Consider the following 24,994-nt stretch of genomic DNA (forward strand, 5'->3'; position numbering starts at 1 on the left):
CCCGCCCATGAATCAACCGCCACTGACCGGCTCGAAACTGGTCTGGATCACGCTGGCGCTGTCGATGTCGGTGTTCATGCAGGTGCTGGACACCACCATCGCCAACGTGGCGCTGCCCACCATTTCGGGCAACCTCGGCGCCGCCACCAGCCAGGGTACCTGGGTGATCACCTCGTTCGGTGTGGCCAACGCCATTTCGGTGCCCTTGACCGGCTGGCTGGCCAAGCGCTTCGGCGAGGTGAAGCTGTTCACCGCCTCCACCCTGCTGTTTGTGCTGACTTCCTGGCTGTGCGGCATGTCCAGCAGCCTGGAAATGCTGATTTTCTTCCGCGTGCTGCAAGGCGCCGTGGCCGGCCCGATGATTCCGCTGTCGCAGAGCCTGCTGCTGTCCTGCTATCCGCCTGCCAAGAAAGGCATGGCGCTGGCGCTATGGGCGATGACGGTCATCGTCGCGCCGGTGTTCGGCCCGATTCTGGGCGGGATCATCAGCGACAACTGGCACTGGGGCTGGATCTTCTTCATCAACGTGCCGGTGGGGCTGGCTGCCGCCTTCGTCTCCTGGCGTATCCTGAAGAGCCGTGAAACCGACAGCTTTGACCTGCCTATCGACAAGATAGGCCTGGCCTTGCTGGTGATCGGCGTCGGCTCGCTGCAGATGGTGCTGGACCGCGGCAAGGAACTGGATTGGTTCAACTCCACCGAGGTGATCACCTTGGCGGTGGTGGCCGTGCTGGCCTTGGTCTATCTGGTGATCTGGGAGCTGGGCGAGGAGCACCCCATCGTCGACCTGACGCTGTTCAAGCAGCGCAATTTCACGGTCGGCACCATCGCCATCAGCCTGGGCTTCATGCTGTACTTCGGCGCCGTGGTGCTGCTGCCGCTGATGCTGCAGACCCAGCTCGGCTACACCGCCACCTGGGCCGGCCTGGCCGCCGCGCCCATCGGCCTGATTCCGGTGGTGCTGTCGCCCATCATCGGCAAGAACGCGCACCGCTGGGACATGCGCTGGCTGGTGACGCTGAGCTTCAGCGTCTACGCCATCTGCTTTTTCTGGCGCAGCAACTTCAACACCCAGATGGACTTTTCCTATGTGGTGTGGCCGCAGGTGGTGCAAGGCATAGGCGTGGCCTGCTTCTTCATGCCATTGACCACGATCACGCTGTCCGGCCTGCATCCGTCTCGCATCGCCAGCGCGTCCAGCCTGTCGAATTTCTTGCGGATTCTGGCGGGCAGCATCGGCACCTCGATCACCACCACGATGTGGGACCGCCGCGAGGCCCTGCACCACTCCAAGCTGACCGAACACGTGACGCAATACGATCCGGCCTCGGTCTCCTGGTTCGACGCGATGGGCAAACTGGGGCTGGGCACCACGCAGCAGCAGGCGCTGACTCAGCTGCAGATCACCCAGCAGGGCTACATCATGGCGGCCAACGAGATCTTCTGGGTGTCCGGCATCCTGTTCGTGCTGCTGATCGCCCTGGTGTGGTTCGCCAAACCGCCGTTTACCGCCTCCGGCGGGGATAGCGGGGCGCATTAGCGTTAAAATCATGGGATCAGCCACGAAACGACACGAAATAACGACATCCGACTCCAAGCCGTCCTCACAAACACGAGACGTGGATCGATCCAGTTGTGTTCGTGTTTTTTCGTGGCTATTCCGTATTACTGCAGAAATCCGTCAAACGCCTCCATCCCGCGGCTGACCGACTTGTCGCGGTGCCGCACCCGGAACAGCGTCCGCGTCAGCAAGGGCAGGTTTGCGTCCACTTCCACCACGCTGCCGGCCGCCAGCAAGTCCGCCACCACGTGACGCGACAGGCAGCTGACGCCAAGGCCGGCCGCCACCGCATGCTTGATCGCCTCCGAGTGGCCCAGCTCCATGCCTATGGCCAGCCGTTTCAAGTGGGGCAGCAGCACCCGCTCCACTTCCTCGCGCGTGCCGGAACCGGGCTCGCGCAGAATCCACGACGCGTCGGCCAGCTCATCCGCCGTCACCTTGCGACCCGCCAGCGGATGATCGACGGCGGCAAACACCAGCAATTCATCCTGCCGCCATGCATTGGCCAGCAGCTCCGGGTGATGGCAGGGGCCTTCTATCAAGCCGAAATCGACGCGGAACGCCGCCACCGCGTCGACGATGTCTCGGGTATTGGCGACATCGAGTTCCAGCCGCGCCTGCGGCCAGTCCTTGCGGAACGCCGCCAGCAGCGATGGCAGCAGATAGTTGGCGATGGTGGTGCTGGCGCCGATGCGCAGCGCCAGCTCGCCGCCGCTGAACAGCCCCTGCACGTCGCAGGCCGCATCCAGCAGCGCCCGGGCGCGCGGCAGCAGCAAACGGCCATGTTCGTTGATCAGCAGCCGGCGGCCGGCGCGGTCAAACAGCTTGACGCCCAGCCCCTGCTCCAACTTGTCCAGCGCCTGGCTGGCCGCCGACTGCGTCAACGCCACCTGCTCGGCGGCGCGTGTGACGGTATCCCATTCCGCTACCGCGACGAACACTTCCAGTTCTCGCAGGCTGATGCGCAGGCCCATGCCGCCTCCAAAACAGTTTTTCTAATTGTATATATTAATTTTATCCGTTTTTCTACTTACACAGCTGCGCGTATCGTTAGCCATATATCGAAGAGGCATGAACATATGACTAACTATCGCAATATGATTCCCGGCCTGGCGCTGTCGCTGGGTCTGGCGGGCGCCGCCATCTGGGCGGCCGATCTGCCGGCGATGAAAAGCCTGGGCTTCTCCGCCCTGACCATCGCCATCGTCGGCGGCATGATCATCGGCAATACCGTCTATCGCTTTATCGCCGAGCCCAGCCATCAAGGCATTGCCTTCTCCAAGCAAAAACTGCTGCGCGCCGGCATCATCCTGTTCGGCTTCAAGCTGACGTTCCAGGACATCGCCGCCGTCGGTTTCTCCGGCGTGCTGATCGACGCACTGGTGCTGACCTCCACCTTCTTGTTGGCGTTCTGGATTGGCCGCAAGAAGCTGGGGCTGGACGAACAGAGCGTGATCCTGATCGGCGCCGGCAGCTCGATCTGCGGCGCCGCCGCCATCCTGGCCACCGAGCCGGTGCTGAAGGCCCACGCGGAAAAAGTCGCCGTCGCCGTCGCCACCGTGGTGGTGTTCGGCACCGCCGCCATGTTCCTGTGGCCGGTGATGTTCGAGGCGGTGCGCCACCTGGGCATTACGGAATTCAGCTACGGCCTGTTCGCCGGCTCCACCATCCATGAAGTGGCGCAGGCTGTGGCCGCCGGCAAGTCGGTCAGCGACGCGGCGATGAATACCGCGGTGATCACCAAGATGATACGGGTGATGATGCTGGCGCCGTTCCTGATCGCCTTGTCTTCCTGGGTTGCCAAGAAGCATCGCGGCAATACGCATGAGAAAACCGGCATCAGCATCCCCTGGTTCGCCGTCGCCTTCCTCGCCGTCGCCGGCTTCAACTCCTTCAGCCTGCTGCCGCACACGCTGGTGCAACAGATCATCGCGCTGGACAACCTGCTGCTGGCGGCCGCCATGGGCGCGCTGGGCATCACCACCCACGTCTCCGCCATCCGTCAGGCCGGCGCCAAGCCGATGCTGCTGGCTAGCGCGCTGTTCGGCTGGTTGATCATAGGCGGCGGATTGATCAATATGGGCGTGCTAAGCCTGCTGCGCTAATCCCAACTTCACTCGCCAAGCCCCTGCCAGTCAGGGGCTTCTGGCTAGCCGACTCTTGTGCGGCGCCGTCGCTGTCGTAGACAAAGGAGAAAGTCGATGAGTCACTCCCCCTTTCTTGCGCTGCTCCTGGCGAGCACGCTTTGGCTGTGCGCTCCGCTGGCTCAAGCCGCCAGCACGGAACCGGCGGCAGGAACAGAATCCGTGCGCGCGGAGGTCTTGCTCAAAACTAGCGCGTCATGGGATGGCAAGGCCTACGCAGCCTATCCCGAAGGCAAGCCGGAGCTGACCTTGCTCAAAATCACCATTCCGCCTCACACCAGCTTGCCTTGGCACACCCACCCCATGCCCAACGCCGCGTATGTGCTTTCCGGCTCCTTGACCGTGCAGAAGAAAGCAGATGGTCTGCAAAAGCCATTGCGCGCAGGCGATACCCTGCCGGAAATGGTAGGCGAAACGCATCGCGGCTTCACCGGCGATGAAGCGGTGGAGTTACTGGTTTTCTATGCCGGCAGCCCCGGCATGGCGCTCAGCCATTCAGCCGATTGAACCCGCCAATAAATAAAGCCGCCCGGCACTGCCGGGCGGCTTTCGCATTACCCTGCGATCATTCAAATCAGCATGGGCATTTCTTCATGGACTTGCCGCCGTAGCGCTCTTCCTGGCAACGGAGGAGGAAAGCCTCGCGGCTCATCACTTCCGCCTCGGGATTGAAACGTCGCCGACTGACCACGTAGGCATCGTAATCCTTGACCCCCACCATCAAGCGCGCGGTTTGGGCCAAGGTTTTCCAGATCTCAGCCATTCGCCTCTCCTTGCCGGTATACCGCCGGCACTTCCTTGGTGGTGACCCATTTCACCGCCAAAGACTTGCGTATCACATGCAGGCCGAACAGCAGCATCGCCACCACCACCGCGATGAACATGGCAGTCAGCGTGGCATCCACATAATCATTGAAGATGATCTGCTGCATTTGCGCCATATTCTTGGCCGGGGCCAGCACCTCGCCCTTGGCCGCCGCGGCGGAGAACTTTTCGGCATGGGCCAGGAAGCTGATCTTGGGGCTGGCGTCAAACAGCTTCTGCCAGCCGGCGGTCAGCGTGGCCAGCAGCAGCCAGAGCGTCGGCAGCGCGGTCACCCACACGTAGCGGGTCTTCTGCATTTTCACCAGCACCACCGTGGCCAGGATCAGCGCGATGCCGGCCAGCATCTGGTTGGCGATGCCGAACAACGGCCACAAGGTGTTGATGCCGCCCAGCGGATCCACCACGCCCTGGTACAGGAAGTAACCCCAGGCAGAGACGGCCAGGCCGGTGGCGACGAAGTTGGCCGCCCACGACTCGGTATTCGCCATCGGCTTGACGAAGAAGCCCAGCAGATCCTGAATCATGAAGCGCAGCACGCGGGTGCCGGCATCCACCGTGGTCAGAATGAACAGCGCTTCAAACAGAATGGCAAAGTGGTACCAGAAGGCCATCATGGTCTTGCCGCCGATGACGCCGGACAGGATGTGCGCCATGCCCACCGCCAAGGTCGGCGCGCCGCCGGCGCGCGACAGCACGGTATGCTCGCCGACGTCGGTCGCCAGCTGCGTCAGCGCATCCGGCGTGATGACGAAGCCCCAGCCGGAAATCACCTGCGCGGCATCGACTGCGGTCTTGCCGATCACGGCCGCAGGGCTGTTCATGGCGAAATACACGCCCGGGTCCAGCACGCAGGCGGCAATCAGCGCCATGATGGCGACGAAGCTTTCCACCAGCATGGCGCCGTAGCCTATCATCCTCGCCTGGGTTTCATTCTCTATCAGCTTCGGCGTCGTGCCGGAAGCCACCAGCGAATGGAAGCCGGACACCGCGCCGCAGGCGATGGTGATGAACAGGAAAGGAAACAGATTGCCGGCGAACACCGGGCCGCTGCCGTCGATGAACTTGGTGACGGACGGCATGTGCAGCGGCGGCGCCACGATCAGGATGCCGATGGCCAGGCCGACGATGGTGCCGATCTTCAGGAAGGTGGACAGGTAGTCGCGCGGCGCCAGCAGCAGCCAGACCGGCAACACCGAAGCGATGAAGCCGTAGCCGATCAACACCCAGGCCAGCGTGGTGCCCTTCAGCGTGAACAGCGGCGCCAGCGTGGCGCTCTTGGCCACATCGCCGCCGTAGACGATGGCCAGCATCAACAGGATGAAGCCCAGCACCGACACCTCGCCGATCTTGCCCGGCCGGATGAAGCGGCTGTAGACGCCCATCAAGAGCGCGATCGGAATGGTGCAGGCGATGGTGAAGGTGCCCCACGGGCTGTCGGCCAGCGCCTTGACCACCACCAGCGCCAGCACCGCCAGCAGGATCACCATGATCATCAGCACGCCGATGGAGGCGATCACGCCGGGGATGTCGCCCAGCTCCTGGCGGATCATCTCGCCCAGCGACTTGCCGTCGCGGCGCATGGACAAGAACAGAATCAGGAAGTCCTGCACCGCGCCGGCCAGCATGACACCGACCAGAATCCACAAGGTGCCGGGCAAATAGCCCATCTGCGCCGCCAGGACCGGGCCCACCAGCGGACCGGCGCCGGCAATGGCGGCGAAGTGGTGGCCGAATACCACCCATTTGTTGGTGGGCACGTAATCGAGCCCATCGTTGAATTTTTCCGCCGGCGTCAGCCGGCGCGCGTCCAGCTCCAGCACCTTGTCGGCGATGAAGCGGCTGTAGAAGCGATAGGCGATGGCATAGACCGACAAGGCGGCCACCACCAGCCATACCGCGTTGATCGTCTCGCCGCGGTTCAGCGCCATCACGGCGAAGGCCGTCGCCCCCGCCAGCGCCACCAGCAGCCAGACGACGCACTGCTTGATCTGTTGCATAAGGAGTCCCTGTTCTCTATCTCCCCCAGCTTTCCTTGACTGGCAGCCCATCTGCCGGCCGGTGTCCGGGTATGGTTCTATACTATTGATTTTGTCGACATGCGGAATGAAACTCAAGCGAAATTAGAGCCAATATCCTATTGAATGTATTGATTCTGCCAGCGCTTATTTTCCGCGCCATGCCCAACGCGAAAACATCCTGCCCATACCCGCCATGGCCAGAGGAATTGGACCACTCTATATCCCACAAAAACGGCTGGCCCAGCAGCCAGGCCAATAGGCCAGCGCCCGGCGGCTGGCTTCAAAACCGCAAGCGGATCCGCGTCATTTGAAAAACGACGTTGCAGCGGCGCGAAAACCCCGCCTGCCAAGTATTCAAACGCGTGTTACTATTTTTGCCCAAGGGATCGAAAAACTCGGACGCAATGGCACAACACATTCTCATCGTGGAAGACGACGCCAGGCTGGCGGAATTGATCGCGGCCTATCTGACCAAGCATGGTTATCAGGTTAGCCTGCATGGCCGCGGCGATACCGCGCCGGCAGTCATCCTGGACACCCGTCCCGACCTGGTGGTGCTGGACGTGATGCTGCCGGGCCGGGAAGGCTTCGACGTCTGCCGCGATGTGCGCCCGCACTACAGCGGCCGCATTCTGATGATGACGGCGCGCGACGAAGACGTGGATGAAATCCTCGGCCTGGAGCTGGGCGCTGACGATTACCTGGCCAAGCCGGTCGAGCCGCGCCGGCTGTTGGCGCGCATCCGCGCCCTGCTGCGGCGCAGCGGCGCGCAAGCGGAAGGTGGCGGAGTCGTGGTGGAGAACGACAGCATCACCTTCGGCCAGTTCCGCATCAGCCAGGCCACGCGCGAGGCGCTGCTCGGCGACGAGCAGATCGAGCTGACCACGGCCGAATTCGACCTGTTGTGGCTGTTGGCCACTCACGCCGGCCAGGTGCTGTCGCGCGACGACATCATGAGCGAGCTGCGCGGCATCGGCTTCGACGGCCTGGACCGTTCGATCGACGCCCGCATCTCGCGGCTGCGCCGCAAGCTGGGCGACAATCCCGACACCCCGGCCCGCATCAAGACCGTGCGCGGCAAGGGTTATTTGTTCTCGCGCAGCGACTGGGAATAAACCATGTCGCCGAAAAAGCTGCGCGTCTGGTTCAAGCCTACGCTGGGCACCCTGTTCGCACGCTACTTCCTGATCACCATGCTGGTGGAGCTGTTGATCATCATCGGCTTCGGCTTTCTGGTGACCAAGCTGTATGAAACCAGCGACCAGTCCAGCCGAGTGCATTTCATGAACGGCACCGTGGCGCTGATTCAAGACCGGCTGCTGCAGCAACCGCCGCAACGCTGGGATGCCGAGCTGAGCAGCCTGTCCAGCCGCTTCAGCTACCCCTTGCGGCTGGTCGAGCAGCCGCCGGCCGACATCGCCAAAGACGCCGTTCCGCTGTTGCGCCAGGGCAAACCGTATCTCGACAGCGACAACCAGCTGCTATACGTGACGATGCCGGGCGACAAGCGCCTGCTGACGCTGGGCCCGCTGGATGTGCAATCCAGCGAGAGCACCTGGATCAGCGAGGACATTCAGGTGCTGCTGATCTGGATGCTGCTGTCCGGCAGCACCCTGGGCACCCTGCTCTATTTCATTCTGCGGCCGCTGTGGACCGATCTGCTGGAAGTGAGGCGCACCGCCGAGGCCTTTGCCGAGGGCGACTTCAGCGCCCGCGCGCGCTCCGCCACCAGCCGGCTGTTCGCGCCGCTGCCGCTGGCCTTCAACAGCATGGCCTCGCGGCTGGAGCGGCAGATGGAAACGCGGCAAGCGCTGTCGCACGCCATCGCCCATGAGATCCGCACCCCCATCGCCCGGCTGCGCTTCGGCCTGACCATGCTGGAAGAGGAAGAAGATCCCAAGGAATGGCAGCGCTACCGCGACGGCATGGAGCGCGATATGCAGGAGCTGGAGGAGCTGATCAATTCCAGCATGGAGTTCTCGAAACTCAGACGCAGCGAGGTTCCGCTGCACCTGGAGACGGTCGATCTGTTCGACTGGTTCGACGACCTGATCGACCTGGTCACGCCCCTGAAACCCGCCAACCTGGCCTTGACGCTGGACTGTCCGCATGAGCATGGCGCCTTCGACCGCAAGCTGATGTACATCGCCACCCGCAACCTGCTGCTGAATGCCTTCAAGTACGCCCAGAGCCAGGTCAGGATGAAGGTCTACCACCAAGGCGAGCAGTTGATCATAGAAGTGGACGATGACGGCTGCGGCATTCCGGAGGAAGACTGCGATAAAGTCTTCGAGCCTTTCCTGCGGCTGGATCGCAGCCGCGATCGCGCCACCGGCGGCCACGGCCTGGGCCTGTCCTTCGTCCGCTTGATCGCCGAACACCACCACGGCCAGGCCAGCGCCGGCGCCAGCGATCTGGGCGGCGCCCGCTTCCGCATGATCATTGCGCAACCATCGCTGCCGCCGCAATAAGTCACTCACCGTCACAAAGCGCCGACAGGAAGCCAACAGACCGCTTGCCGGCCATTCCGGATAATCCCACCATCAACTCATCAGGGATTATGCAGAATGGTTTCCACTCGACCGGCGGCGTTGCTGGTACACGGCCTAGGCGGCACCGCTTATGATTTGGGCGCGCTGGGCCGCACGCTGGAAGACGCCGACATCGTTACCCACTCCCCGGTGCTGCCCGGTCACGGCGGCTCGCCGGAAGACCTGCTCAGCGTCGGCTGGGAGGACTGGGTGGAAAGCATTCGCAAGGAATACCGCGCGCTGAAGGCCAAGCACAAGGTGGTGCACTTGGCCGGCGTCTGCCTGGGCGGCCTGGTGGCGCTGGAAGTCGCGCGCCGCGAAAACCATCAGGACAAGCTGGCGCTGTACGCGCCGCCGATGTTCCTGGACGGCTGGAGCCTGCCCAAGCTGACCTGGCTGCGCCACGCGGTTTATCACATCCCGCGCTTGGCCAAAAAGATGCGCGTGCCGGAAGTGTCGCCGTTCGGCATCAAGAATGTGCGCATCCGCAAGGCCATCCAGCAGCGCTTCGAGCGCGGCGATCGTTTCCACTACGCCTACATCCCGCTGGCCTGCATTCGCGAAGTGGACCGCCTGCGCCGCCAGCTGAAGCGCCATCTGCACGAAATCACCTGTCCGACGCTGATCGTGCACGCCGATGAGGACGACATCACCAGCCCGCGCTCCGCCCACTACCTGATGCAATACCTGGGCGGCCCGGTCGATTTCATGCCGCTGTCCAACAGCTACCACATGGTGATGGTGGATAACGAGCGCGCCGAGGTGCTGCAGCGCAGCCTGAAATTCTTCAACGCCGCGCCGCAAGCGAAGGCGGCCGAACCCTCTTACGGCTGGACCGCCTACGTGGCGGCCTGAACGCCTGAACTCAGTTCCATCCCTTTGTACGATTCGGCCCGCCGCTAGGCGGGCAATTTTTTGATCTTCGCGCCATGGCGGCAGCCGGGCAGCATAAGCGCCGGCTCTGCTACAATCGCCCTCTGTTACCCCGATCCACGGACCCCGACATGAGCCACCCGCACAGCGACGCCGTAAAAGCTTTTCTGCTCGACCTGCAAGACCGCATCTGCGCGGCGCTGGAGGGCGCGGACGGCGATGGGCGCTTTGTCGAGGATGCCTGGCAGCGCGAGGCCGGCGGCGGCGGACGCAGCCGCGTGCTCAGCAACGGCGTGGTGTTCGAGCAAGCCGGCGTCAACTTCTCGCATGTCCATGGCGACGCCCTGCCCGCCTCCGCCACCGCGCACCGCCCGGAGCTGGCCGGCCGCCGCTTCGAGGCGATGGGCGTGTCGCTGGTGATCCACCCGCATAACCCGCACGTCCCCACCAGCCACGCCAATGTGCGCTTCTTCATCGCGGAGAAAGAAGGCGAGGCGCCGGTGTGGTGGTTCGGCGGCGGATTCGACCTGACGCCGTTCTACCCGGTGCGGGAGGACGTGGTGCATTGGCACACGGTGGCGCGCGATCTGTGCGCGCCGTTCGGCCACGAGGTCTACCCGCGCTACAAGAAATGGTGCGACGAATACTTCTACTTGAAACACCGCAACGAGGCGCGCGGCATCGGCGGGCTGTTCTTCGACGACCTCAACGCCTGGGGCTTCGACCAGAGCTTCGCCTTCATGCAAGCAGTGGGCAACGGCTATCTGGATGCCTATCTGCCCATCGTGGACAAGCGCAAGCACACCGCCTGGGGCGAGCGCGAGCGCCAGTTTCAGCTGTACCGCCGCGGGCGCTACGTCGAATTCAACCTGGTATGGGACCGCGGCACGCTGTTTGGCCTGCAGTCCGGCGGCCGCACCGAATCGATATTGATGTCGATGCCGCCGCTGGTGCGCTGGGAATACGGCTACCAGCCGGAGCCGGGCAGCGCGGAAGCCCTGCTCTACACCGATTTCCTGCCTCCGCGCGACTGGGTGTGATCCAGCATGGGCGGGCCTTCGAGCCCCCCACAGCGGCGGCGGGATCGGGTATCCTAACCGGTTTCCCGGCCCCAGCGCCTTCTGACCAATGACTTCGGAATCATCGATGCACCACTCCAAGGCCACTGCCCTGCCTCCCGCGCTGGAAACCGCCCTGTGGCTGCTGTTCGCGCTGATCTGGTTTGGCAGCCTGGGCTATCGCGGCTTGATCCACGCCGACGAGGGCCGCTACGCCACCATCTCGCTGTTCATGTTGCACAGCGGCGACTGGATCACGCCCAGGCTCAACGGCTTGCTGTATTTCGAAAAACCCATCCTGCAATACTGGATGGGCGCTTTGAGCTTCGCCGCCTTCGGCGTCAACGAGTTCGCCGCCCGCTTCTGGCCGGGCCTGACCGGCTTTCTCAGCGTGGCGGCGGTGGCGCTGACCGCGCGCAAGCTATGGGGCGTCGATGCCGGCCGCTACGCCGCGCTGGCGGCAGGCGGCATGGCCTGGATCATCGCCAATAGCCACTTCCTGTCCCTGGACATGGGCGTCAGCTTCTTCCTGACCGCGGCCTTATGCGGCTTCCTGCTGGCCCAGCGCGACGGCGCCAGCCGTGCGGAAAACCGCTGGGCGATGTGGATCACCTGGGCGGCCATGGCGGGAGCGGTGCTGAGCAAGGGCCTGATCGGCCTGCTGATTCCCGGCGCCACGCTGGTGCTGTACAGCCTCCTCAACTGGCAGTGGGCGTTCTGGAAACGCATGCGCTGGCTCAGCGGCCTGGCGCTGTTCTTCGCGCTCACCGCGCCGTGGTTCCTGCTGGTTTCGGAGCGCAACCTGGATTTCGCCCACTTCTTCTTCATCCGCGAGCACCTCGAGCGTTTCCTCACCACCGAACACAAGCGCACCGGCGCGCCATGGTATTTCGTGCCCTATTTGATCCTGGGCCTGCTGCCGTGGACCACGCTGCTGCCGCGCCTCGTCAAGGAGGGCTGGAGCGACCGCGCCGCCGGCCTGCGCGTCGGCCGCCTGCTGCTGATCTGGAGCGTGTTCATCTTCGCCTTCTTCAGCAAGTCCAGCTCCAAGCTGCCGTCTTACATCCTGCCGCTGTTCCCGGCGCTGGCGCTGCTGCTGGCGCACAGCCTCAGCCGGATGCAGCCGGCCGAGCTGAAGAAACACATTGTCCTCCCCGCGCTGCTGTGGCTGGCGCTGCTGGCCGCCTGGCCGTTCGCCGGCCGCTTCGCCAACGCCGACTCGCCGCTGGACGTGATCCTGCCGTTTGCCCGCTTCATCGCCGCCGGCGCGGCGTTGTTCCTGATCAGCGCGGCCTTCGCCTGGCGCGCGCTGGGCCGCCAGCAGATGCTGGCCGCCGTAGCCGCGCTGTCCTTTGGCAGCCTGCTGGCGGTGACGCTGGCCGCCAGCGGCCACGACAGCTATGGCCGACTCAAGGGCAGCAAGCAAATCGTCGCGCAAATCCAGCCGTATCTGACGCCGGACAGCGAAATCTACTCCGTCCGCTACTACGATCAGACCTTCCCCTACTATGTGGGCCGGCCGGTGACGCTGGTGGAATTCGTCGACGAGTTCGAGTTTGGCGAAGGGCAGGAGCCGCAACGCTGGATGCCGCATATCGGGCAATTCGTCGAACGCTGGCGCGCCGCGCCCAAGGCCGTGGCCATGCTGGGCGACGATACCTATCAGGAGCTGCTGAAACAGGGCCTGCCGATGAAGGTGATCTATCAGGACCCGCGGCGCATGGTGGTGGCGAAACCTTAACGGGCTCAATAAGACTTTTGCCACGAAATCCAGCAAAGACTTTGTTCGTGTTGTTTCGTGGATTTCGTGGCTCATTAAGATTAAGACATGAAACTGATTGAATTTGGATTGATCCTGTTCGGCGTGCTGCTGAACGCCGCCGCGCAGCTATGCTTGAAGGCAGGCGTGCGCCAGATCGGCCACTTTGATTTTTCGCTGGCCAATGCCTGGCCGACCGCCTGGTCGCTGGCCACCAATCTGCCCATCATCGGCGGTTTGTCCTGCTATGTGGTCAGCGTGGTGGTGTGGATCATGGCGCTGTCGCGCGTCGAGGTCAGCGTGGCCTACCCGATGCTGTCCATCGGCTATGTGGTCAACGCGCTCTTGGCCTACTGGATGTTTGGCGAGGCCCTCACCGCGCAGAAGCTGATCGGCATCGCCGTGATCATCGTCGGCGTGGTGCTGGTGGCGCGCAGCTGATTTTTTTTGCCACGAAAACCACGAAAGCACACGAACACAATCTCAACGCTTCGTCTTGCCTGGCCGCGCCAGCTGTGGCCGCATACTATTACGCGTTAAGTTTTTCCGTGTTCTTTCGTGGTTTTCGTGGCCATAAGAAAAGGTTTTGAAAAGACGATTATGGATTTTCTGCCGTTTACCCGTCCCGCCATAGACGAGGACACCATCGCCGCCGTCGGCGAAGTTTTGCGCTCCGGCTGGATCACCACCGGCCCGCGCTGCCAGCAGCTGGAAGCCGAGCTGTCCGCCTTTTGCGGCGGCCGCCCGGTGCGGCTGGTTTCGTCCGCCACCGCCGCGCTGGAGATGGCGCTGCAGATCGCCGGCGTCGGCCCCGGCGACGAAGTCATCACCTGCCCGCTAAGCTGGATCGCCACCGCCAACGTGATCCTGAAAGTCGGCGCCACGCCGGTGTTCGTCGATGCCGATCCAGCCACGCGCAATATCGACCTGTCCAAGCTGGAAGCAGCCATCACGCCGCGCACTAAGGCCATCATTCCAGTAGACCTGGCCGGCCTGCCGGTGGACCGCGACCATCTCTACGACATCGCGCGCCGCCATGGTCTGCGCGTGGTGGAAGACGCCGCGCAAGCTATGGGCGCCAACTGGCAGGGCCGGCGCATCGGCAGCGAGGGAGACTTGATCTCGTTCAGCTTCCACGCCAACAAGAACATGACCAGCGGCGAAGGCGGCTGCCTGGTGCTGAACAATGCCGACGAGGCGCGGCTGTTCGAGAAGCTGCGGCTGCAGGGCGTGACCCGCTTCGCCGACGGCACCATGGACGTGGACGTGCTGGGCGGCAAGGCCAATATGACCGACATCGCCGCCGCGATCGGACTCGGCCAGTTGAAACAGCTGGACGGTTTCAATGCCCGCCGCCGCGAACTGGCCAAGCTGTATTTCGCCCACTTTGACCGCTCGCTCGGCTGCGAGCTGCCGCCGGCGGACTTCGAGCAGTCCAACTGGCACATGTTCCAGCCGCTGCTGCCCTTGCAGCGGATGAGCGTCGGCCGCGGCGAGTTCATCGCCCGCATGAAGGCCGAGCACATCGGCGTCGGCGTGCACTACCCGGCCATGCACCTGTTCACGCTGTTCCGCGACAAAGGTTACGCCGAAGGACAATTCCCGGTGGCGGAGGACATCGGCGCGCGCACCGTCACGCTGCCGCTGTTCCCGGCCATGCGCGACGAAGACGTGATCCGCGTCTGCCAAACCTTCAGCGCCGTGCTGCGCGCCGTTTTACACTGAGACTCATGAATACCGCCATCAACCTTTCCGTCGTCATCCCGGTCTACAACGAACAGGACGTGCTGCCGGCGCTGTTCGACCGCCTGTACCCCGCGCTCGATGCGCTGAACCTGCGCTACGAGATCGTGTTCGTCAACGACGGCAGCCGCGACAAAAGCGCCGCCATGCTGGCCGACCAGTTCGCCCTGCGGCCGGACGTCACCCGCGTGGTGCTGTTCAACGGCAACTTCGGTCAGCACCGCGCCATTCTGGCCGGCTTCGAGCACAGCCGCGGCGAACGCGTGGTGACGCTGGACGCCGATCTGCAGAATCCGCCGGAAGACATCGGCCTGCTGCTGGCGGAAATGGACAAGGGCCACGACTACGTCGGCTCCATCCGCCGCCAGCGCAACGACAGCCTGTGGCGCCACGTGGCCAGCCGCGCCATGAACCGGCTGCGCGAGAAGCTGACCCGCATCAAGATGACCGACCAGGGCTGCATGATGCGCGCCTACAGCCGCCGCATCATCGACACCATCAATCAATGCAATGAGCTGCACACCTTCATTCCGGCGCTGGCCTACCAGTTTGCGCAGAACCCGACCGAAGTGACCGTCGGCCACGAGGAGCGCTTCGCCGGCGAATCCAAGTACTCGCTGTACAGCCTGATCCGGCTGAACTTCGATCTGATGACCGGCTTCTCCATCGTGCCGCTGCAATGGTTCTCGCTGCTGGGCATGGCGGTATCCGCCGGCTCGGGTCTGCTGGTGGTCTACCTGCTGCTGCGCCGGCTGATCCTGGGGCCGGAAGTGGGCGGCGTGTTCACGCTGTTCGCCATCGCCTTCTTCCTGATCGGCATCGCGCTGTTCGGCATCGGCCTCTTGGGCGAATACATCGGCCGCATCTATCAAGAGGTCCGCTCGCGCCCGCGCTATGTGATCCAGGCGGTGCTGGAACAAAAGGGAGAGCAGGCATGAGCCGCGCCGTCGTCTTCGCCTACCACAACGTCGGCGTGCGCTGCCTGAAAGCGCTGATCGGCCGCGGCGTCGAGGTCGCGCTGGTCGTCACCCACCAGGACAACCCGAACGAGAACATCTGGTTTGGCAGCGTGGCCCAGGCCGCCCGCGACTACGGCATCCCGGTGATCACGCCGGATGACCCGAATACGCCGGAGGTAGTAGAACAGGTCCAAGCCTGCCAGGCGGATTTCCTGTTCTCCTTCTATTACCGCCACATGCTGAAAGCGCCGCTGTTGGAAGCCGCCCGTCGCGGCGCGTACAATATGCACGGTTCGCTGCTGCCCAAGTACCGCGGCCGGGTGCCGATCAACTGGGCCATCATCCATGGCGAGACCGAAACCGGCGCCACCTTGCACCAGATGAACGTCAAGCCGGACAACGGCCCCATCGTCGATCAGATGGCGGTGCCCATCCTGCCGGACGACAGCGCCGACGAAGTGTTCGCCAAGGTGACGCTGGCGGCGGAAATGGTGCTGTGGCGCAGCCTGCCCGGCCTGATCGCCGGCAGCGCGCCGCATATCCAGCAGGATTTAAGCCTGGGCGGCTATTTTGGCGGGCGCAAGCCAGAGGATGGCAAAATTGATGGCAAAGCTGCGGCCAGCACGCTGCACAACTTCGTGCGCGCGCTGACCCGGCCGTTTCCAGGCGCTTTCGCCGACACCGCCGCCGGCCGCCTGCTATTGTGGAAGACCTTGCCAGCCGGTCAAACCACGCCGGCCGCCGCCGCCGAGTTGTATCTGGAAGCCGGCCGTTTGTGGCTGCGCGCGGCCGACGGCGGCCGCCTGACGGTGCTGGAAGCGGAGCTGGAAGGCCTGCCGCTGACTGCCGACAACTTCGCCGGCCGCGTTGGAACCGACGCGCTGACGCTGTAAAAGAATTCGATTATTCCGCCTATGGGCGAGTGAGGACATCCAATGAAAAAAGTACTGATCCTGGGCGTGAACGGTTTCATCGGCCACCACCTGACCAAACGCATCATCGAAACCACCGACTGGGAAATCTACGGCATGGACATGCATGCCGACCGCGTGGCCGAGTGGAAGGACCATCCGCGCTTCCACTTCTTCGAAGGCGACATCACCATCAATAAGGAGTGGATCGAATACCACGTCAAGAAGTGCGATGTGGTGCTGCCGCTGGTGGCCATCGCCACGCCGTCCACGTATGTGAATAACCCGCTGCGCGTGTTCGAGCTGGACTTCGAGGCCAACCTGCCCATCGTCCGCCAGTGCGTGAAGTACAAGAAGCACCTGGTATTCCCGTCCACTTCGGAAGTCTACGGCATGAGCCAGGACGCCGAGTTCGACCCGGAAAACTCGCAGCTGATCTACGGCCCGATCAACAAGCCGCGCTGGATCTACGCCTGCTCCAAGCAGCTGATGGACCGCGTGATCCACGCCTACGCCATGGAAGAAGGCCTGAACTACACCCTGTTCCGCCCGTTCAACTGGATCGGTGGCGGCCTGGACAACATCAACACGCCGAAGGAAGGCTCCAGCCGCGTGATCACCCAGTTCCTGGGCCACATCGTGCGCGGCGAAACCATCAAATTGGTGGATGGCGGCAATCAGAAACGCGCCTTCACCTATGTCGACGACGGCATCAGCGCGCTGATGAAAATCATCGAGAACAAGGATGGCAAAGCCAGCGGCCAGATCTACAATATCGGCAACCCGGCCAACAACTACTCCATCCGCGAACTGGCGCAGATGATGCTGGATCTGGCCCGCGTCTACCCGGAATACCAGCTGAACGCCGACAAGGTCAAAGTGGAAGAAACCACCTCCGGCCAGTATTACGGCAAGGGCTATCAGGATGTGCAAAACCGCGTGCCCAAGATCAGCAACACCATGGCCGATCTGGACTGGAAGCCGAGCGTGACCATGGCCGACGCCTTGCGCGGCATCTACGACTACTACCGCGACCAAGTGGCCGCCAGCCGCGACCTGTCGGTGTAATCCCCCAAGCCGTGGGGCGGAAGCCCGGCTCTGCCGGGCGTTCCGCCGCATGCCATACCCATAGTACGGGTTGGCTGCAGGCCACATCCAAGAACCACGAGCCAGCGCGGTCCGAGTAGGGGTGAATGAATCGCTACGATGCTGCGTTACATCAAAATCGCAAATGTTCAAGGTGTTGGTCGAGAGAAATAAACCGTGTAGCGGCGTCTTTCAACTCCTTGGCCGCATGACTCCAGAAAACGACCTCGACCTGATACCCATCTGCACGTAGCTCATTAAGCGTCGGGACATAGTCCTTATCGCCGGCGACAAGAACGAACAGATCCTCCTCAGGCTTGCCGTGCTTATAGGCGTCCTTCGTCAGAAGTGTGGCGATACCCGTGTCGATCTTCTTTTCTTTGTTGGCTACATTGCGGTCTTCTAGGTGGAGTTCGAAACCAGCCCGCTCAGCGGATTTCCAGATTGAGTCATTGGGCGGTGGACGAGAGCCATACAGAGCGGCACGCTTGATCTTTGTGAGATCCCCTCCCGTCAAGAACTCGTGCAACTTACCAAAGCTGATGGTGTATCCATGGTCAAGAATGCCGTCACGCATCGCCTCGTTGATATTGGTAGCTAGCCGCTGCTGCACCGCGCTGACGCGCCGCCCCTCAATGTAGAAGTTAGAATTGTCGATGTAGATGTAATCAGCCATTTTCTCTCTCGTCGTTTCCGCAATGGCAGTCGACCGACCAAACTTCGATCTAGACGCAATTGATCTTGATTACTTCGGCACTCATTAGAGAGGGCCAGGCACTCAACTACAAAACCATATAAGCATCTTAGCTAATATTTTTAATAAATGAACGCAGTACGCATATCATGTGCAAGTCTATGATTTGCACATATAATGAACCGCCCCACGATGACCATAGCGCTATTGCCCCCGCCCTAGCTGGCCGATCAAGTTGTGATAGAACACATCGGCAGCACCTCGGTGCCGGGCCTCGCCGCTAAACCCATCATCGACATCATGTTGGGCTTGCCGGATTTAAACGACCTTGAACCGTATTTCCCGGCGCTGGCCGCAGCGGGTTTTCATCACCAGCCGCAGATGGCAGCGCTCATGCCGGACCGACATTACTTCACCCAGCCCGCCCATCCGCCGCGCCAAATCCATCTGCATGCCGTGGCTCTGGACTCGGATTTTTGGCGGGACAAGCTGCTGTTCCGCGACGCGCTGCGCGCCGATTCCACGTTACGAGAGCGCTACGCCGCGCAGAAGCAACAATTGGCCGAGCAATACGGCGACGACCGCGCTGGCTACACCGAAGCCAAAAGCGGCTTCATTCAAGCAGCGCTGGCGGCGGCAAAGCGGTAAACTGGCCGCCAACTGGAGCTTGGCGGAACGCCCGGCATGGCCGGGCTTCCGCCCTACGATGACACCATGAAAAAACTCGCACTGAAAATAGACGTCGACACCTGGCGCGGCACCCGCGAGGGCGTGCCGCGGCTGATGGACATGCTCAAGCGCCACCAGGCCGGCGCCACCTTTTTGTTCAGCCTGGGCCCGGACCACACCGGCCGCGCCATCAAGAGGGTGTTCCGTCCCGGCTTCCTGTCCAAGGTGTCGCGCACCTCGGTGGTGGAGCACTATGGCATCCGCACCCTGCTGTACGGCACCGTGCTGCCGGGTCCGGACATCGGCAAGCGCGAGGCGGGCTTGCTGCGCTCGGTCCGCGACGCGGGCTTCGAAGTAGGCATCCACTGCTGGGACCACATCAAGTGGCAGGACTACGTGGCCGGCAAAGACGCGGCCTGGACCCGCGCCGAAATGAAAAAGGCCGCCGACCGCTTCTGCGAGATCTTCGGCGAGAATGCCCGCACCCACGGCGCAGCCGGCTGGCAGATCAACGACGCCGCGCTGGCGTACCAGAAAGAGCTGGGCATGCTCTACGCGTCCGACGGCCGCGGCACGCATGCCTTCCAGCCGGTGGACGCCGCCGGCCAGCCGCTGGGCGTGCCGCAACTGCCCACCACGCTGCCGACGCTGGACGAACTGATCGGCCTGGACGGCCTGAGCAACGACAACGTGCATGAACACCTGCTGCAACTGACCGAAACCGCCCCGGCCAGCGGCCATGTCTACACGCTGCACGCCGAGCTGGAAGGCATGCGGCTGATGGACACCTTCGACCGCCTGCTCGCCGGCTGGACGCGCCAGGGCTACGAACTGGTCAGCTGCGTCGATCTGTTCCACAGCCTGGATGCCGCCGCGCTGCCCAAAGGCCGCGTCATCATGGGCGAAATCCCCGGCCGCAGCGGCACGCTGGCGCTGCAGGCGTAATCCAAGCGTGACGCGGGCAAGGCCTTCCGGCTTGCCCGCCCTACCAGTCTATTCTGAGAGCATCCCACGCCTCAGGAGCGCCGCCATGGACATCAGCCAAATCGAACGCCTGCTGCTGCTCAACCTGGCCTTTCATTACGCCATCCTGATCCTCTGGTTTGGCGTTTTTCATTGCTTCCACGGCTGGCTGTACCGGCTTCACAGCCGCTGGTTCCGCTTGTCCGAACCGGCCTTCGATCTGCTGAACTACGGCGGCATCGGCCTCTATAAGATACTGGTTCTGGTGTTCAACCTGGCGCCGCTGCTGGCGCTGTGGCTGGCATCACGCTAAAGCCCACCTCCCCCGCAAGCACTGACGAGTCAAGACCACGCGCTTGGGTCAATACGCCTTTCACACCCCACAAATATTTACATTGATTATGTATTTTTAATTAATTATGCTTTTAGCTTGCCAATCAGCCAAATGGAGGCAGCCCATGCTCAATGCAATCAGCTCATCGTCCTCCCCTGTCGCAACAAGCCCGCGCTCAGACGCGGCCAAGCCGGTCACCACGGGAAGCGCCGCTATCCCCGGCAGCGTGGAAACGCAGATTTCGCCGCTTGCACGATTGCTAGCAGACAGCACCCAATTGATGGAAACCCGAGTAAGCAGCATGCCTCCCTCGGAGCAAAGAAGCCTAGCAGACCAGGCGATGAACCAGATCAGCGGACCCTCTTACCACGCTCGCCAAAACGAATACGACAGGCAAACACCGCAAAGCGATGACCCCGCGCGACTGCAATTGGCAGCATCTGCAACCGCCTTCCTTCATGCACGCCAAGGCGGCAAAGAAAACGTACCCAATCCCTTCTCGGGTTTAAGCCGAGAACAATTAACCGCCATCGTCAATGACGACAGCGGACGTTTTACTGTCAATGAACGGCGCGCCGCAGACTATGCCGCCAGCGATCTGGAACAAGCCTGGCGACGCCAAGCAGTACAAGCCGCCCGTGCAGAATATGAAAGCTCTGGCACCCGGCGTGGATTCTTCGAGGAAGTATTGCGCCATTATCAGAACCTGCCGGTATTAGAACAGGCGCGTTATCCATCAGATTACGTCGAACAGTTGAAAAATCGAATCAGACTAGAACCTGAGATCGTGGATCACGATCGAGAGGACGCAATCTGGTTGCCCATTCGCCAGTTAGACAAAGGCTCTATTTCTAACCCGCAAGCAAAACCAATATGAAACGCAAGCACCTTCTGACTGCACTCGCGCTGTCGATCGTCTCAACTAGCATACTGGCAGGCCCTGCCGTTACCATCACATTCAAAAATCAAAGCCAAAGGGATGTCAGCTACCAGCCAATCGGCAAAAATGAGAACGAAACCTATGCCAATGCCGCACCCAAGCCCGGTAAATTGGTCAAGGCCAACTCCAGCGACACCTATCTTGTCAGCAGCCCACTCAGCCCCGACGTCAACTATGCCTTCGTCCGCTACACCGACGGCATCCGTCAATGCGAATTCCGTACCACCTTCGTCAACGCGCCCAAGCCGGGCGGCCTCTTAAATAACGGCGTCATTCCGAAAGTGCCGCAATGGAACAAGACGGCCACCGGCAGCGGCGGCGCCTTCTGCAACGCCGAAATCACCTATTACAATCCGGCCACGCTGGAATGGTCGGTCGAGTTCACCATGCGCTAAGCAAAATCCCTGATCCTACACAGCGCCTCCTTGCCATCCTCTCAGTACTGCCTGCGTCAGCGCGTTGGCTCAGGTTCTCTAACGAGGTTTGGTTAGCGGCTCTAAGCGGGATTCAGAAAACACAAACGGCGACGGCCTTGCGACCGTCGCCGTTTTGTTTTGAACCTAGCCGGATTTACAGATCGCGCTTGTTCAAGAACAGCGTCAGCGTCAGCCCACCTTCGCCATCGTTCTGCGACTGGATGTTCTTCAAGGTGATGCCGGACGGCAACAGCACGCTGATGCCGTGACCCACGCCGTAGCGCGACAGCGTCTTCTCCAGCTGCTTGGCCACGCCCTTGGCCGGCAGCCGCGCCTCGTCGTCCAGCTCAAAGCCGTAGGATTCCGCCGCGCTGCCCAGCGCCTCCTCCACCTGTTCGCGCGGCACAAAGCGCTCGGCGGCGGCGGTCAGCGCCTTGGCCTGCACCTCCTCCGGCTGGCTTTCCACCAGGGTCAGCAGCTCGTCCTTGAAGCGCGCCTGCTGCATCGGGTCTTCGATTTCGCTCGACAGCTGCTCCACCACGCTGGCCAGCATCTTGCTGCTGGACGCCTTGTCCGGCACGCGTAGCGCCTTGAGGAAATCGTCCAGCCAAAACTTGGCCTCGCGGCTCAAGCGGTCCACCGCATAAACGGTAGGACCGTGCTCCAGGATCAGCGCGCCCTTGTCTATCAGCCGCGGGTTGATGCCGGAAGCGTGGCTGATGTCGAACACGCCGCCGCCTTCGATGATGGTGAGGAAGTCGTCGCGGATCTCGGACTTGAACACCCCCAGCGCCCGCACCTCGCGTTCGCCGTCGGTGAGGCCGGCAAACTGGATCACCAGCAAGTCGCCGGCGCTGATATTGGGGTGCTGCGAGCGGCCGTACAAATGCTTGGCGATGCGCTGCGAGACTTCCAGAAAATCGATCTCGCCGCGGAAAAACTGGCGGCTGTAGTGATAGATCTCGTTGAGGTTCAGATCGGTCTCGTGGACGAACTGGTGCTTCTTGCGATCGGACACGATGCCCTTCAGATAGCCGTCCAGCAGCATGCCGGACACCGCCTCATCCACCAGCGTGGTGCGTTCGGACAGCTGCAGCGGCTCGCCGCGCGTCGGGTTGCCCACCCGATGCACTACCATGGATTCCACCCGCGATTCCGCAATGATCATGCTCATTTCCCACTCCGCTAGACAATGCCGGCGATTATGCCCGCCGCGCCGCTGAAAACGCAAAAAAGCCAGGCGCGAGGCCTGGCTTTTTGCTGAATCTGGTGGAGGGAGAAGGATTCGAACCTTCGAAGGCAGAGCCGTCAGATTTACAGTCTGATCCCTTTGACCGCTCGGGAATCCCTCCAGAGCGGCGCATCTTATAGGCTTGTAATACAGCTGTCAACCATTCACGGCATGAGCAATGATTCTTCATCACTTGGAGTGTCTGGCGATTCATCACTAAGCGTCATGCGCCTCATAGGAAAATCCGCCGCGCCTCCATCTCCCAATGACGCCGCCGGCTGAAGCGGCAGCGCTGGGCGATTTCGCGTTGAAACAGCCACGGGTACAAGCGGTAGAGGTAGCGCATCTGGCGCCTCGCCTTTCATGTCAGGTTGAGGATGCATGCCAGAATAGTCGCTACAATGTGCCAGATAAACGCGCAATCCCGGACCAATTGTCCTGATATGAAAACAATGCCCTCGCCCGACAATCTGCTGGCCTTCGACGCGCTGGCGCGCGCCGGCAGTTTCACCGCCGCGGCCGATTTGCTGGACTGCCACAAGAGCCTGGTCAGCTCACGCGTCAAGGATTTGGAGCGTGAATTGGGCGCGGTGCTGGCGCTGCGCAGCACGCGCAAGGTGGCGCTGACCGAGGCCGGAGAGCGGCTGCGGCCGCACGCGGCGCGGCTGCGGGAAACCATGGCGCAGGCGCGGATGGCGGTGGACCAGACCCAGAGCGACCTGGCCGGGCCACTGACCATCAGCACCACTTCATCGCTGGCACAATACGTGCTGGGACCGGCATTGAGCGAGATGGCGGCCCTGTATCCGGAATTGCAGCTGTCGCTGCAGGTCAACAACCGCCTGCAGGACCCGGTGGCCGATGTGCTGGACTTCTGCCTGCGCTCGGCGCGCTCGCACACCGTGCATGATGAAAGCCTGGTGGCGCGGCTGGCCGGCTACGCCAGCGAAAACCTGTACGCGTCGCCGGCCTATCTGGCGCGCCATCCAGCCATCCGCCAGCCATCGGACCTGGCCGCGCATCGCTTGCTGGTGATGGAATCGGAACAACGCGATGGCCTGTTGCTGAAAAAGGGCGAGCAGCTGCTGCGCCAGCCGGTGGGCGCGCAACTGTATCTGAACGACTACCCGCTGCGCGCCGACCTGGCGCTGACCGGCCATGGCATCACGCTATTGGCCGACTACGCGGTAGCGCGCCACCTGCAAAGCGGCGAGCTGGTTCGGGTCTTGCCGGACTGGCATTGCGACTACTGGCCCATCTATCTGGTCCATCCTTTCCGCACGCCGCTATCGCGCAAGTACCAGACCTTCATCGACTTCGTACTGCCGCGGGTGGCCGCGGCGCTGCCGGACAACCGGGCTCAGCCGGACAGCGACGGCCGCGCCAGCAATACGCGGTAGAACTCGACGAAGGCGCGCGCCGCCGCCGGCGCGTGGCGGCCCGGCGGAAACACCGCGTAGACGCCGCCCTTGGGCAGCGTCCACTGCGGCAGCAGATGGACCAGCCGCCCCTGGCGGATGTCGTCCTGCACGCTGAATGAATCCAGCACCGACACGCCGGCCCCGGCCAGCAGCAGCGTGCGCAGCGAGGCCGCGGAGTCCACCTTGATGCGCGCCCGCGTCCTGACTGTCGCCTCCTCGCCCGCCGGCCCGCTGAACGGCCAGCTCAGCGGTGTTTTCAATAGCGTCAACGCCACCCAGTCGTGATCGGCCAGTTCCTCCGGCCGCACCGGCGTGCCGCGCGCCTTCAGGTAAGCCGGCGAGGCCACCGCCAATTGGGCGAACTCCCCCAGTTTCAGCGCCCGCAGCGAGGAATCGCGCAAAGTGCCCAGCCGGATCGCCAAGTCCATCCCGGCGGCCACCAGATCCACCATATGGTCGCTGGCGTGCAGCTCCAGCTGCAGCTTGGGATGCTGGCGGATGAACTGGGTGGCCGCCGGCGCGACCGATTCCGCCATATGGCTGACCGGGGCCGTCAGCCGCAACACGCCGGACAACTCCACCGCGCCGTGGCCGGCCTGCAGCAGCGCATCGCGCAAGGCCGCCAAGGCCGGCTGGGCGTCAAGATACAAGGTCTGGCCAGCCTCGGTCAGCTTCACCCGCCGCGTGGTGCGGGTGAACAGCGTCGCGCCCAGCTGCGCCTCCAGCCGGCCCACCTGCAGGCTAACACTGGCCTTGGTCATGCCCAGCCGCTCCGCGGCGGCGGTGAAGCCGCCGGCCTCTGCCACCGCCACGAAGATTCGCAGCCCTTCCAGATTGCCCCCTACGCCTCTCGCCATA

At 62.7% G+C, this 24,994-nt stretch carries 25 protein-coding genes and 1 tRNA gene; 19 read left to right on the top strand and 7 right to left on the bottom strand.

Going from position 1 to position 24,994, the window contains the following annotated elements; translation table 11 throughout:
* Positions 1-7: 7 nt before the first annotated feature.
* On the top strand, positions 8-1,540 hold the full coding sequence (locus QUG01_RS03535; protein WP_500828913.1) for a DHA2 family efflux MFS transporter permease subunit: 1,533 nt from the start codon (positions 8-10) through the stop codon (positions 1,538-1,540).
* A 125-nt stretch (positions 1,541-1,665) separates the two neighbouring features.
* On the opposite strand, the gene QUG01_RS03540 is transcribed toward QUG01_RS03535, so the two are convergent.
* The gene (locus QUG01_RS03540; protein WP_500828914.1) at positions 1,666-2,535 is read right to left on the bottom strand and encodes a LysR family transcriptional regulator; all 870 of its coding nucleotides are present in this window, start codon (positions 2,533-2,535) and stop codon (positions 1,666-1,668) included.
* A 105-nt stretch (positions 2,536-2,640) separates the two neighbouring features.
* Between QUG01_RS03540 and QUG01_RS03545 the strand changes: the two genes are divergently transcribed.
* Both QUG01_RS03545 and QUG01_RS03550 read left to right on the top strand, forming a co-directional pair.
* A complete protein-coding gene (locus tag QUG01_RS03545) occupies positions 2,641-3,666 on the top strand; it encodes a YeiH family protein (RefSeq protein WP_500828915.1) in 1,026 nt (341 codons plus the stop codon).
* Between the two features lie 96 nt (positions 3,667-3,762).
* A complete protein-coding gene (locus QUG01_RS03550; protein ID WP_500828916.1) occupies positions 3,763-4,212 on the top strand; it encodes a cupin domain-containing protein in 450 nt (149 codons plus the stop codon).
* A 67-nt stretch (positions 4,213-4,279) separates the two neighbouring features.
* On the opposite strand, the gene QUG01_RS03555 is transcribed toward QUG01_RS03550, so the two are convergent.
* Positions 4,280-4,468 carry a YbdD/YjiX family protein gene (locus tag QUG01_RS03555; RefSeq protein ID WP_103321226.1) on the bottom strand — a complete coding sequence of 63 codons (189 nt, stop codon included), beginning with the start codon at positions 4,466-4,468 and terminating at the stop codon, positions 4,280-4,282.
* Positions 4,461-6,527, bottom strand: coding sequence for a carbon starvation CstA family protein (locus QUG01_RS03560; RefSeq protein ID WP_500828917.1), 2,067 nt, complete (start codon positions 6,525-6,527; stop codon positions 4,461-4,463). The genes QUG01_RS03555 and QUG01_RS03560 overlap by 8 nt, the downstream gene beginning before the upstream one ends.
* A gap of 425 nt (positions 6,528-6,952) precedes the next feature.
* Between QUG01_RS03560 and QUG01_RS03565 the strand changes: the two genes are divergently transcribed.
* From QUG01_RS03565 to QUG01_RS03610, 10 genes are all read left to right on the top strand, one after another.
* On the top strand, positions 6,953-7,663 hold the full coding sequence (locus tag QUG01_RS03565; RefSeq protein WP_103321228.1) for a winged helix-turn-helix domain-containing protein: 711 nt from the start codon (positions 6,953-6,955) through the stop codon (positions 7,661-7,663).
* 3 nt (positions 7,664-7,666) lie between these two features.
* The gene (locus QUG01_RS03570) at positions 7,667-9,019 is read left to right on the top strand and encodes an ATP-binding protein (RefSeq protein WP_500828918.1); all 1,353 of its coding nucleotides are present in this window, start codon (positions 7,667-7,669) and stop codon (positions 9,017-9,019) included.
* 96 nt (positions 9,020-9,115) lie between these two features.
* The gene (locus QUG01_RS03575) at positions 9,116-9,934 is read left to right on the top strand and encodes an alpha/beta hydrolase (protein ID WP_500828919.1); all 819 of its coding nucleotides are present in this window, start codon (positions 9,116-9,118) and stop codon (positions 9,932-9,934) included.
* Positions 9,935-10,083: 149 nt separating this feature from the next.
* Complete coding sequence (gene hemF, locus QUG01_RS03580) at positions 10,084-10,992, top strand: oxygen-dependent coproporphyrinogen oxidase (protein ID WP_500828920.1); 909 nt, start codon at positions 10,084-10,086, stop codon at positions 10,990-10,992.
* A gap of 106 nt (positions 10,993-11,098) precedes the next feature.
* Positions 11,099-12,751 carry a phospholipid carrier-dependent glycosyltransferase gene (locus QUG01_RS03585; RefSeq protein WP_500828921.1) on the top strand — a complete coding sequence of 551 codons (1,653 nt, stop codon included), beginning with the start codon at positions 11,099-11,101 and terminating at the stop codon, positions 12,749-12,751.
* Positions 12,752-12,838: 87 nt separating this feature from the next.
* Positions 12,839-13,210, top strand: a complete 372-nt coding sequence (locus tag QUG01_RS03590; RefSeq protein ID WP_103321233.1) for an SMR family transporter — start codon at positions 12,839-12,841, stop codon at positions 13,208-13,210.
* Positions 13,211-13,369: 159 nt separating this feature from the next.
* Positions 13,370-14,494: a DegT/DnrJ/EryC1/StrS family aminotransferase gene (locus tag QUG01_RS03595; protein WP_500828922.1), complete on the top strand. Its 1,125-nt coding sequence runs from the start codon at positions 13,370-13,372 to the stop codon at positions 14,492-14,494.
* A gap of 5 nt (positions 14,495-14,499) precedes the next feature.
* Positions 14,500-15,450, top strand: a complete 951-nt coding sequence (locus tag QUG01_RS03600; RefSeq protein WP_500828923.1) for a glycosyltransferase — start codon at positions 14,500-14,502, stop codon at positions 15,448-15,450.
* Entirely contained in the window at positions 15,447-16,364 is a 918-nt protein-coding gene (locus tag QUG01_RS03605; protein ID WP_500828924.1) for a formyltransferase, read from the top strand. Before QUG01_RS03600 ends, QUG01_RS03605 begins: the two co-directional genes overlap by 4 nt.
* Positions 16,365-16,406: 42 nt before the next feature.
* On the top strand, positions 16,407-17,450 hold the full coding sequence (locus QUG01_RS03610) for a bifunctional UDP-4-keto-pentose/UDP-xylose synthase (RefSeq protein ID WP_500828925.1): 1,044 nt from the start codon (positions 16,407-16,409) through the stop codon (positions 17,448-17,450).
* A gap of 151 nt (positions 17,451-17,601) precedes the next feature.
* On the opposite strand, the gene QUG01_RS03615 is transcribed toward QUG01_RS03610, so the two are convergent.
* Positions 17,602-18,144, bottom strand: a complete 543-nt coding sequence (locus tag QUG01_RS03615; RefSeq protein ID WP_500828926.1) for an NYN domain-containing protein — start codon at positions 18,142-18,144, stop codon at positions 17,602-17,604.
* 255 nt (positions 18,145-18,399) lie between these two features.
* Here QUG01_RS03615 and QUG01_RS03620 point away from each other — a divergent pair, with 255 nt between their 5' ends.
* The 5 genes from QUG01_RS03620 (at position 18,400) to QUG01_RS03640 (ending at position 21,463) form a co-directional block, all read left to right on the top strand.
* Positions 18,400-18,810 (top strand): GrpB family protein, encoded by a 411-nt coding sequence (locus QUG01_RS03620; RefSeq protein WP_500828927.1) that lies wholly within the window; start codon positions 18,400-18,402, stop codon positions 18,808-18,810.
* A 66-nt stretch (positions 18,811-18,876) separates the two neighbouring features.
* On the top strand, positions 18,877-19,776 hold the full coding sequence (locus QUG01_RS03625; RefSeq protein ID WP_500828928.1) for a 4-deoxy-4-formamido-L-arabinose-phosphoundecaprenol deformylase: 900 nt from the start codon (positions 18,877-18,879) through the stop codon (positions 19,774-19,776).
* Positions 19,777-19,861: 85 nt separating this feature from the next.
* Complete coding sequence (locus tag QUG01_RS03630; RefSeq protein ID WP_500828929.1) at positions 19,862-20,107, top strand: DUF6868 family protein; 246 nt, start codon at positions 19,862-19,864, stop codon at positions 20,105-20,107.
* Between the two features lie 145 nt (positions 20,108-20,252).
* A complete protein-coding gene (locus tag QUG01_RS03635; protein ID WP_500828930.1) occupies positions 20,253-21,005 on the top strand; it encodes a hypothetical protein in 753 nt (250 codons plus the stop codon).
* Positions 21,002-21,463: a hypothetical protein gene (locus QUG01_RS03640; RefSeq protein WP_106075768.1), complete on the top strand. Its 462-nt coding sequence runs from the start codon at positions 21,002-21,004 to the stop codon at positions 21,461-21,463. Before QUG01_RS03635 ends, QUG01_RS03640 begins: the two co-directional genes overlap by 4 nt.
* A gap of 175 nt (positions 21,464-21,638) precedes the next feature.
* On the opposite strand, the gene QUG01_RS03645 is transcribed toward QUG01_RS03640, so the two are convergent.
* Together QUG01_RS03645 and QUG01_RS03650 are read right to left on the bottom strand one after the other, a co-directional pair.
* Positions 21,639-22,658: a nucleoid-associated protein gene (locus QUG01_RS03645; protein ID WP_500828931.1), complete on the bottom strand. Its 1,020-nt coding sequence runs from the start codon at positions 22,656-22,658 to the stop codon at positions 21,639-21,641.
* 93 nt (positions 22,659-22,751) lie between these two features.
* Positions 22,752-22,836: transfer RNA gene (locus tag QUG01_RS03650), tRNA-Tyr, on the bottom strand.
* A 331-nt stretch (positions 22,837-23,167) separates the two neighbouring features.
* Between QUG01_RS03650 and QUG01_RS03655 the strand changes: the two genes are divergently transcribed.
* The gene (locus tag QUG01_RS03655; protein ID WP_500828932.1) at positions 23,168-24,115 is read left to right on the top strand and encodes a LysR family transcriptional regulator; all 948 of its coding nucleotides are present in this window, start codon (positions 23,168-23,170) and stop codon (positions 24,113-24,115) included.
* On the opposite strand, the gene QUG01_RS03660 is transcribed toward QUG01_RS03655, so the two are convergent.
* Positions 24,076-24,993, bottom strand: coding sequence for a LysR family transcriptional regulator (locus tag QUG01_RS03660; RefSeq protein ID WP_500828933.1), 918 nt, complete (start codon positions 24,991-24,993; stop codon positions 24,076-24,078). The two genes, QUG01_RS03655 and QUG01_RS03660, sit on opposite strands and share 40 nt — an antisense overlap.
* Position 24,994 lies beyond the last annotated feature (1 nt).

This window comes from Chromobacterium sp. CCUG 76385 (assembly GCF_059916625.1).

What these genes read in the sequence shown, in the direction of transcription:
- QUG01_RS03660 (WP_500828933.1), bottom strand. Translation starts at nt 24,993, where the DNA reads ATGGCGAGAGGCGTAGGGGGCAATCTGGAAGGGCTGCGAATCTTCGTG.
- QUG01_RS03600 (WP_500828923.1), top strand. Translation starts at nt 14,500, where the DNA reads ATGAATACCGCCATCAACCTTTCCGTCGTCATCCCGGTCTACAACGAA.
- QUG01_RS03585 (WP_500828921.1), top strand. Translation starts at nt 11,099, where the DNA reads ATGCACCACTCCAAGGCCACTGCCCTGCCTCCCGCGCTGGAAACCGCC.
- QUG01_RS03570 (WP_500828918.1), top strand. Translation starts at nt 7,667, where the DNA reads ATGTCGCCGAAAAAGCTGCGCGTCTGGTTCAAGCCTACGCTGGGCACC.
- QUG01_RS03610 (WP_500828925.1), top strand. Translation starts at nt 16,407, where the DNA reads ATGAAAAAAGTACTGATCCTGGGCGTGAACGGTTTCATCGGCCACCAC.
- QUG01_RS03560 (WP_500828917.1), bottom strand. Translation starts at nt 6,527, where the DNA reads ATGCAACAGATCAAGCAGTGCGTCGTCTGGCTGCTGGTGGCGCTGGCG.
- QUG01_RS03575 (WP_500828919.1), top strand. Translation starts at nt 9,116, where the DNA reads ATGGTTTCCACTCGACCGGCGGCGTTGCTGGTACACGGCCTAGGCGGC.
- QUG01_RS03635 (WP_500828930.1), top strand. Translation starts at nt 20,253, where the DNA reads ATGCTCAATGCAATCAGCTCATCGTCCTCCCCTGTCGCAACAAGCCCG.
- hemF (WP_500828920.1), top strand. Translation starts at nt 10,084, where the DNA reads ATGAGCCACCCGCACAGCGACGCCGTAAAAGCTTTTCTGCTCGACCTG.
- QUG01_RS03540 (WP_500828914.1), bottom strand. Translation starts at nt 2,535, where the DNA reads ATGGGCCTGCGCATCAGCCTGCGAGAACTGGAAGTGTTCGTCGCGGTA.
- QUG01_RS03550 (WP_500828916.1), top strand. Translation starts at nt 3,763, where the DNA reads ATGAGTCACTCCCCCTTTCTTGCGCTGCTCCTGGCGAGCACGCTTTGG.
- QUG01_RS03655 (WP_500828932.1), top strand. Translation starts at nt 23,168, where the DNA reads ATGCCCTCGCCCGACAATCTGCTGGCCTTCGACGCGCTGGCGCGCGCC.
- QUG01_RS03630 (WP_500828929.1), top strand. Translation starts at nt 19,862, where the DNA reads ATGGACATCAGCCAAATCGAACGCCTGCTGCTGCTCAACCTGGCCTTT.
- QUG01_RS03615 (WP_500828926.1), bottom strand. Translation starts at nt 18,144, where the DNA reads ATGGCTGATTACATCTACATCGACAATTCTAACTTCTACATTGAGGGG.
- QUG01_RS03565 (WP_103321228.1), top strand. Translation starts at nt 6,953, where the DNA reads ATGGCACAACACATTCTCATCGTGGAAGACGACGCCAGGCTGGCGGAA.
- QUG01_RS03605 (WP_500828924.1), top strand. Translation starts at nt 15,447, where the DNA reads ATGAGCCGCGCCGTCGTCTTCGCCTACCACAACGTCGGCGTGCGCTGC.
- QUG01_RS03590 (WP_103321233.1), top strand. Translation starts at nt 12,839, where the DNA reads ATGAAACTGATTGAATTTGGATTGATCCTGTTCGGCGTGCTGCTGAAC.
- QUG01_RS03595 (WP_500828922.1), top strand. Translation starts at nt 13,370, where the DNA reads ATGGATTTTCTGCCGTTTACCCGTCCCGCCATAGACGAGGACACCATC.
- QUG01_RS03645 (WP_500828931.1), bottom strand. Translation starts at nt 22,658, where the DNA reads ATGAGCATGATCATTGCGGAATCGCGGGTGGAATCCATGGTAGTGCAT.
- QUG01_RS03640 (WP_106075768.1), top strand. Translation starts at nt 21,002, where the DNA reads ATGAAACGCAAGCACCTTCTGACTGCACTCGCGCTGTCGATCGTCTCA.
- QUG01_RS03545 (WP_500828915.1), top strand. Translation starts at nt 2,641, where the DNA reads ATGACTAACTATCGCAATATGATTCCCGGCCTGGCGCTGTCGCTGGGT.
- QUG01_RS03535 (WP_500828913.1), top strand. Translation starts at nt 8, where the DNA reads ATGAATCAACCGCCACTGACCGGCTCGAAACTGGTCTGGATCACGCTG.
- QUG01_RS03555 (WP_103321226.1), bottom strand. Translation starts at nt 4,468, where the DNA reads ATGGCTGAGATCTGGAAAACCTTGGCCCAAACCGCGCGCTTGATGGTG.
- QUG01_RS03625 (WP_500828928.1), top strand. Translation starts at nt 18,877, where the DNA reads ATGAAAAAACTCGCACTGAAAATAGACGTCGACACCTGGCGCGGCACC.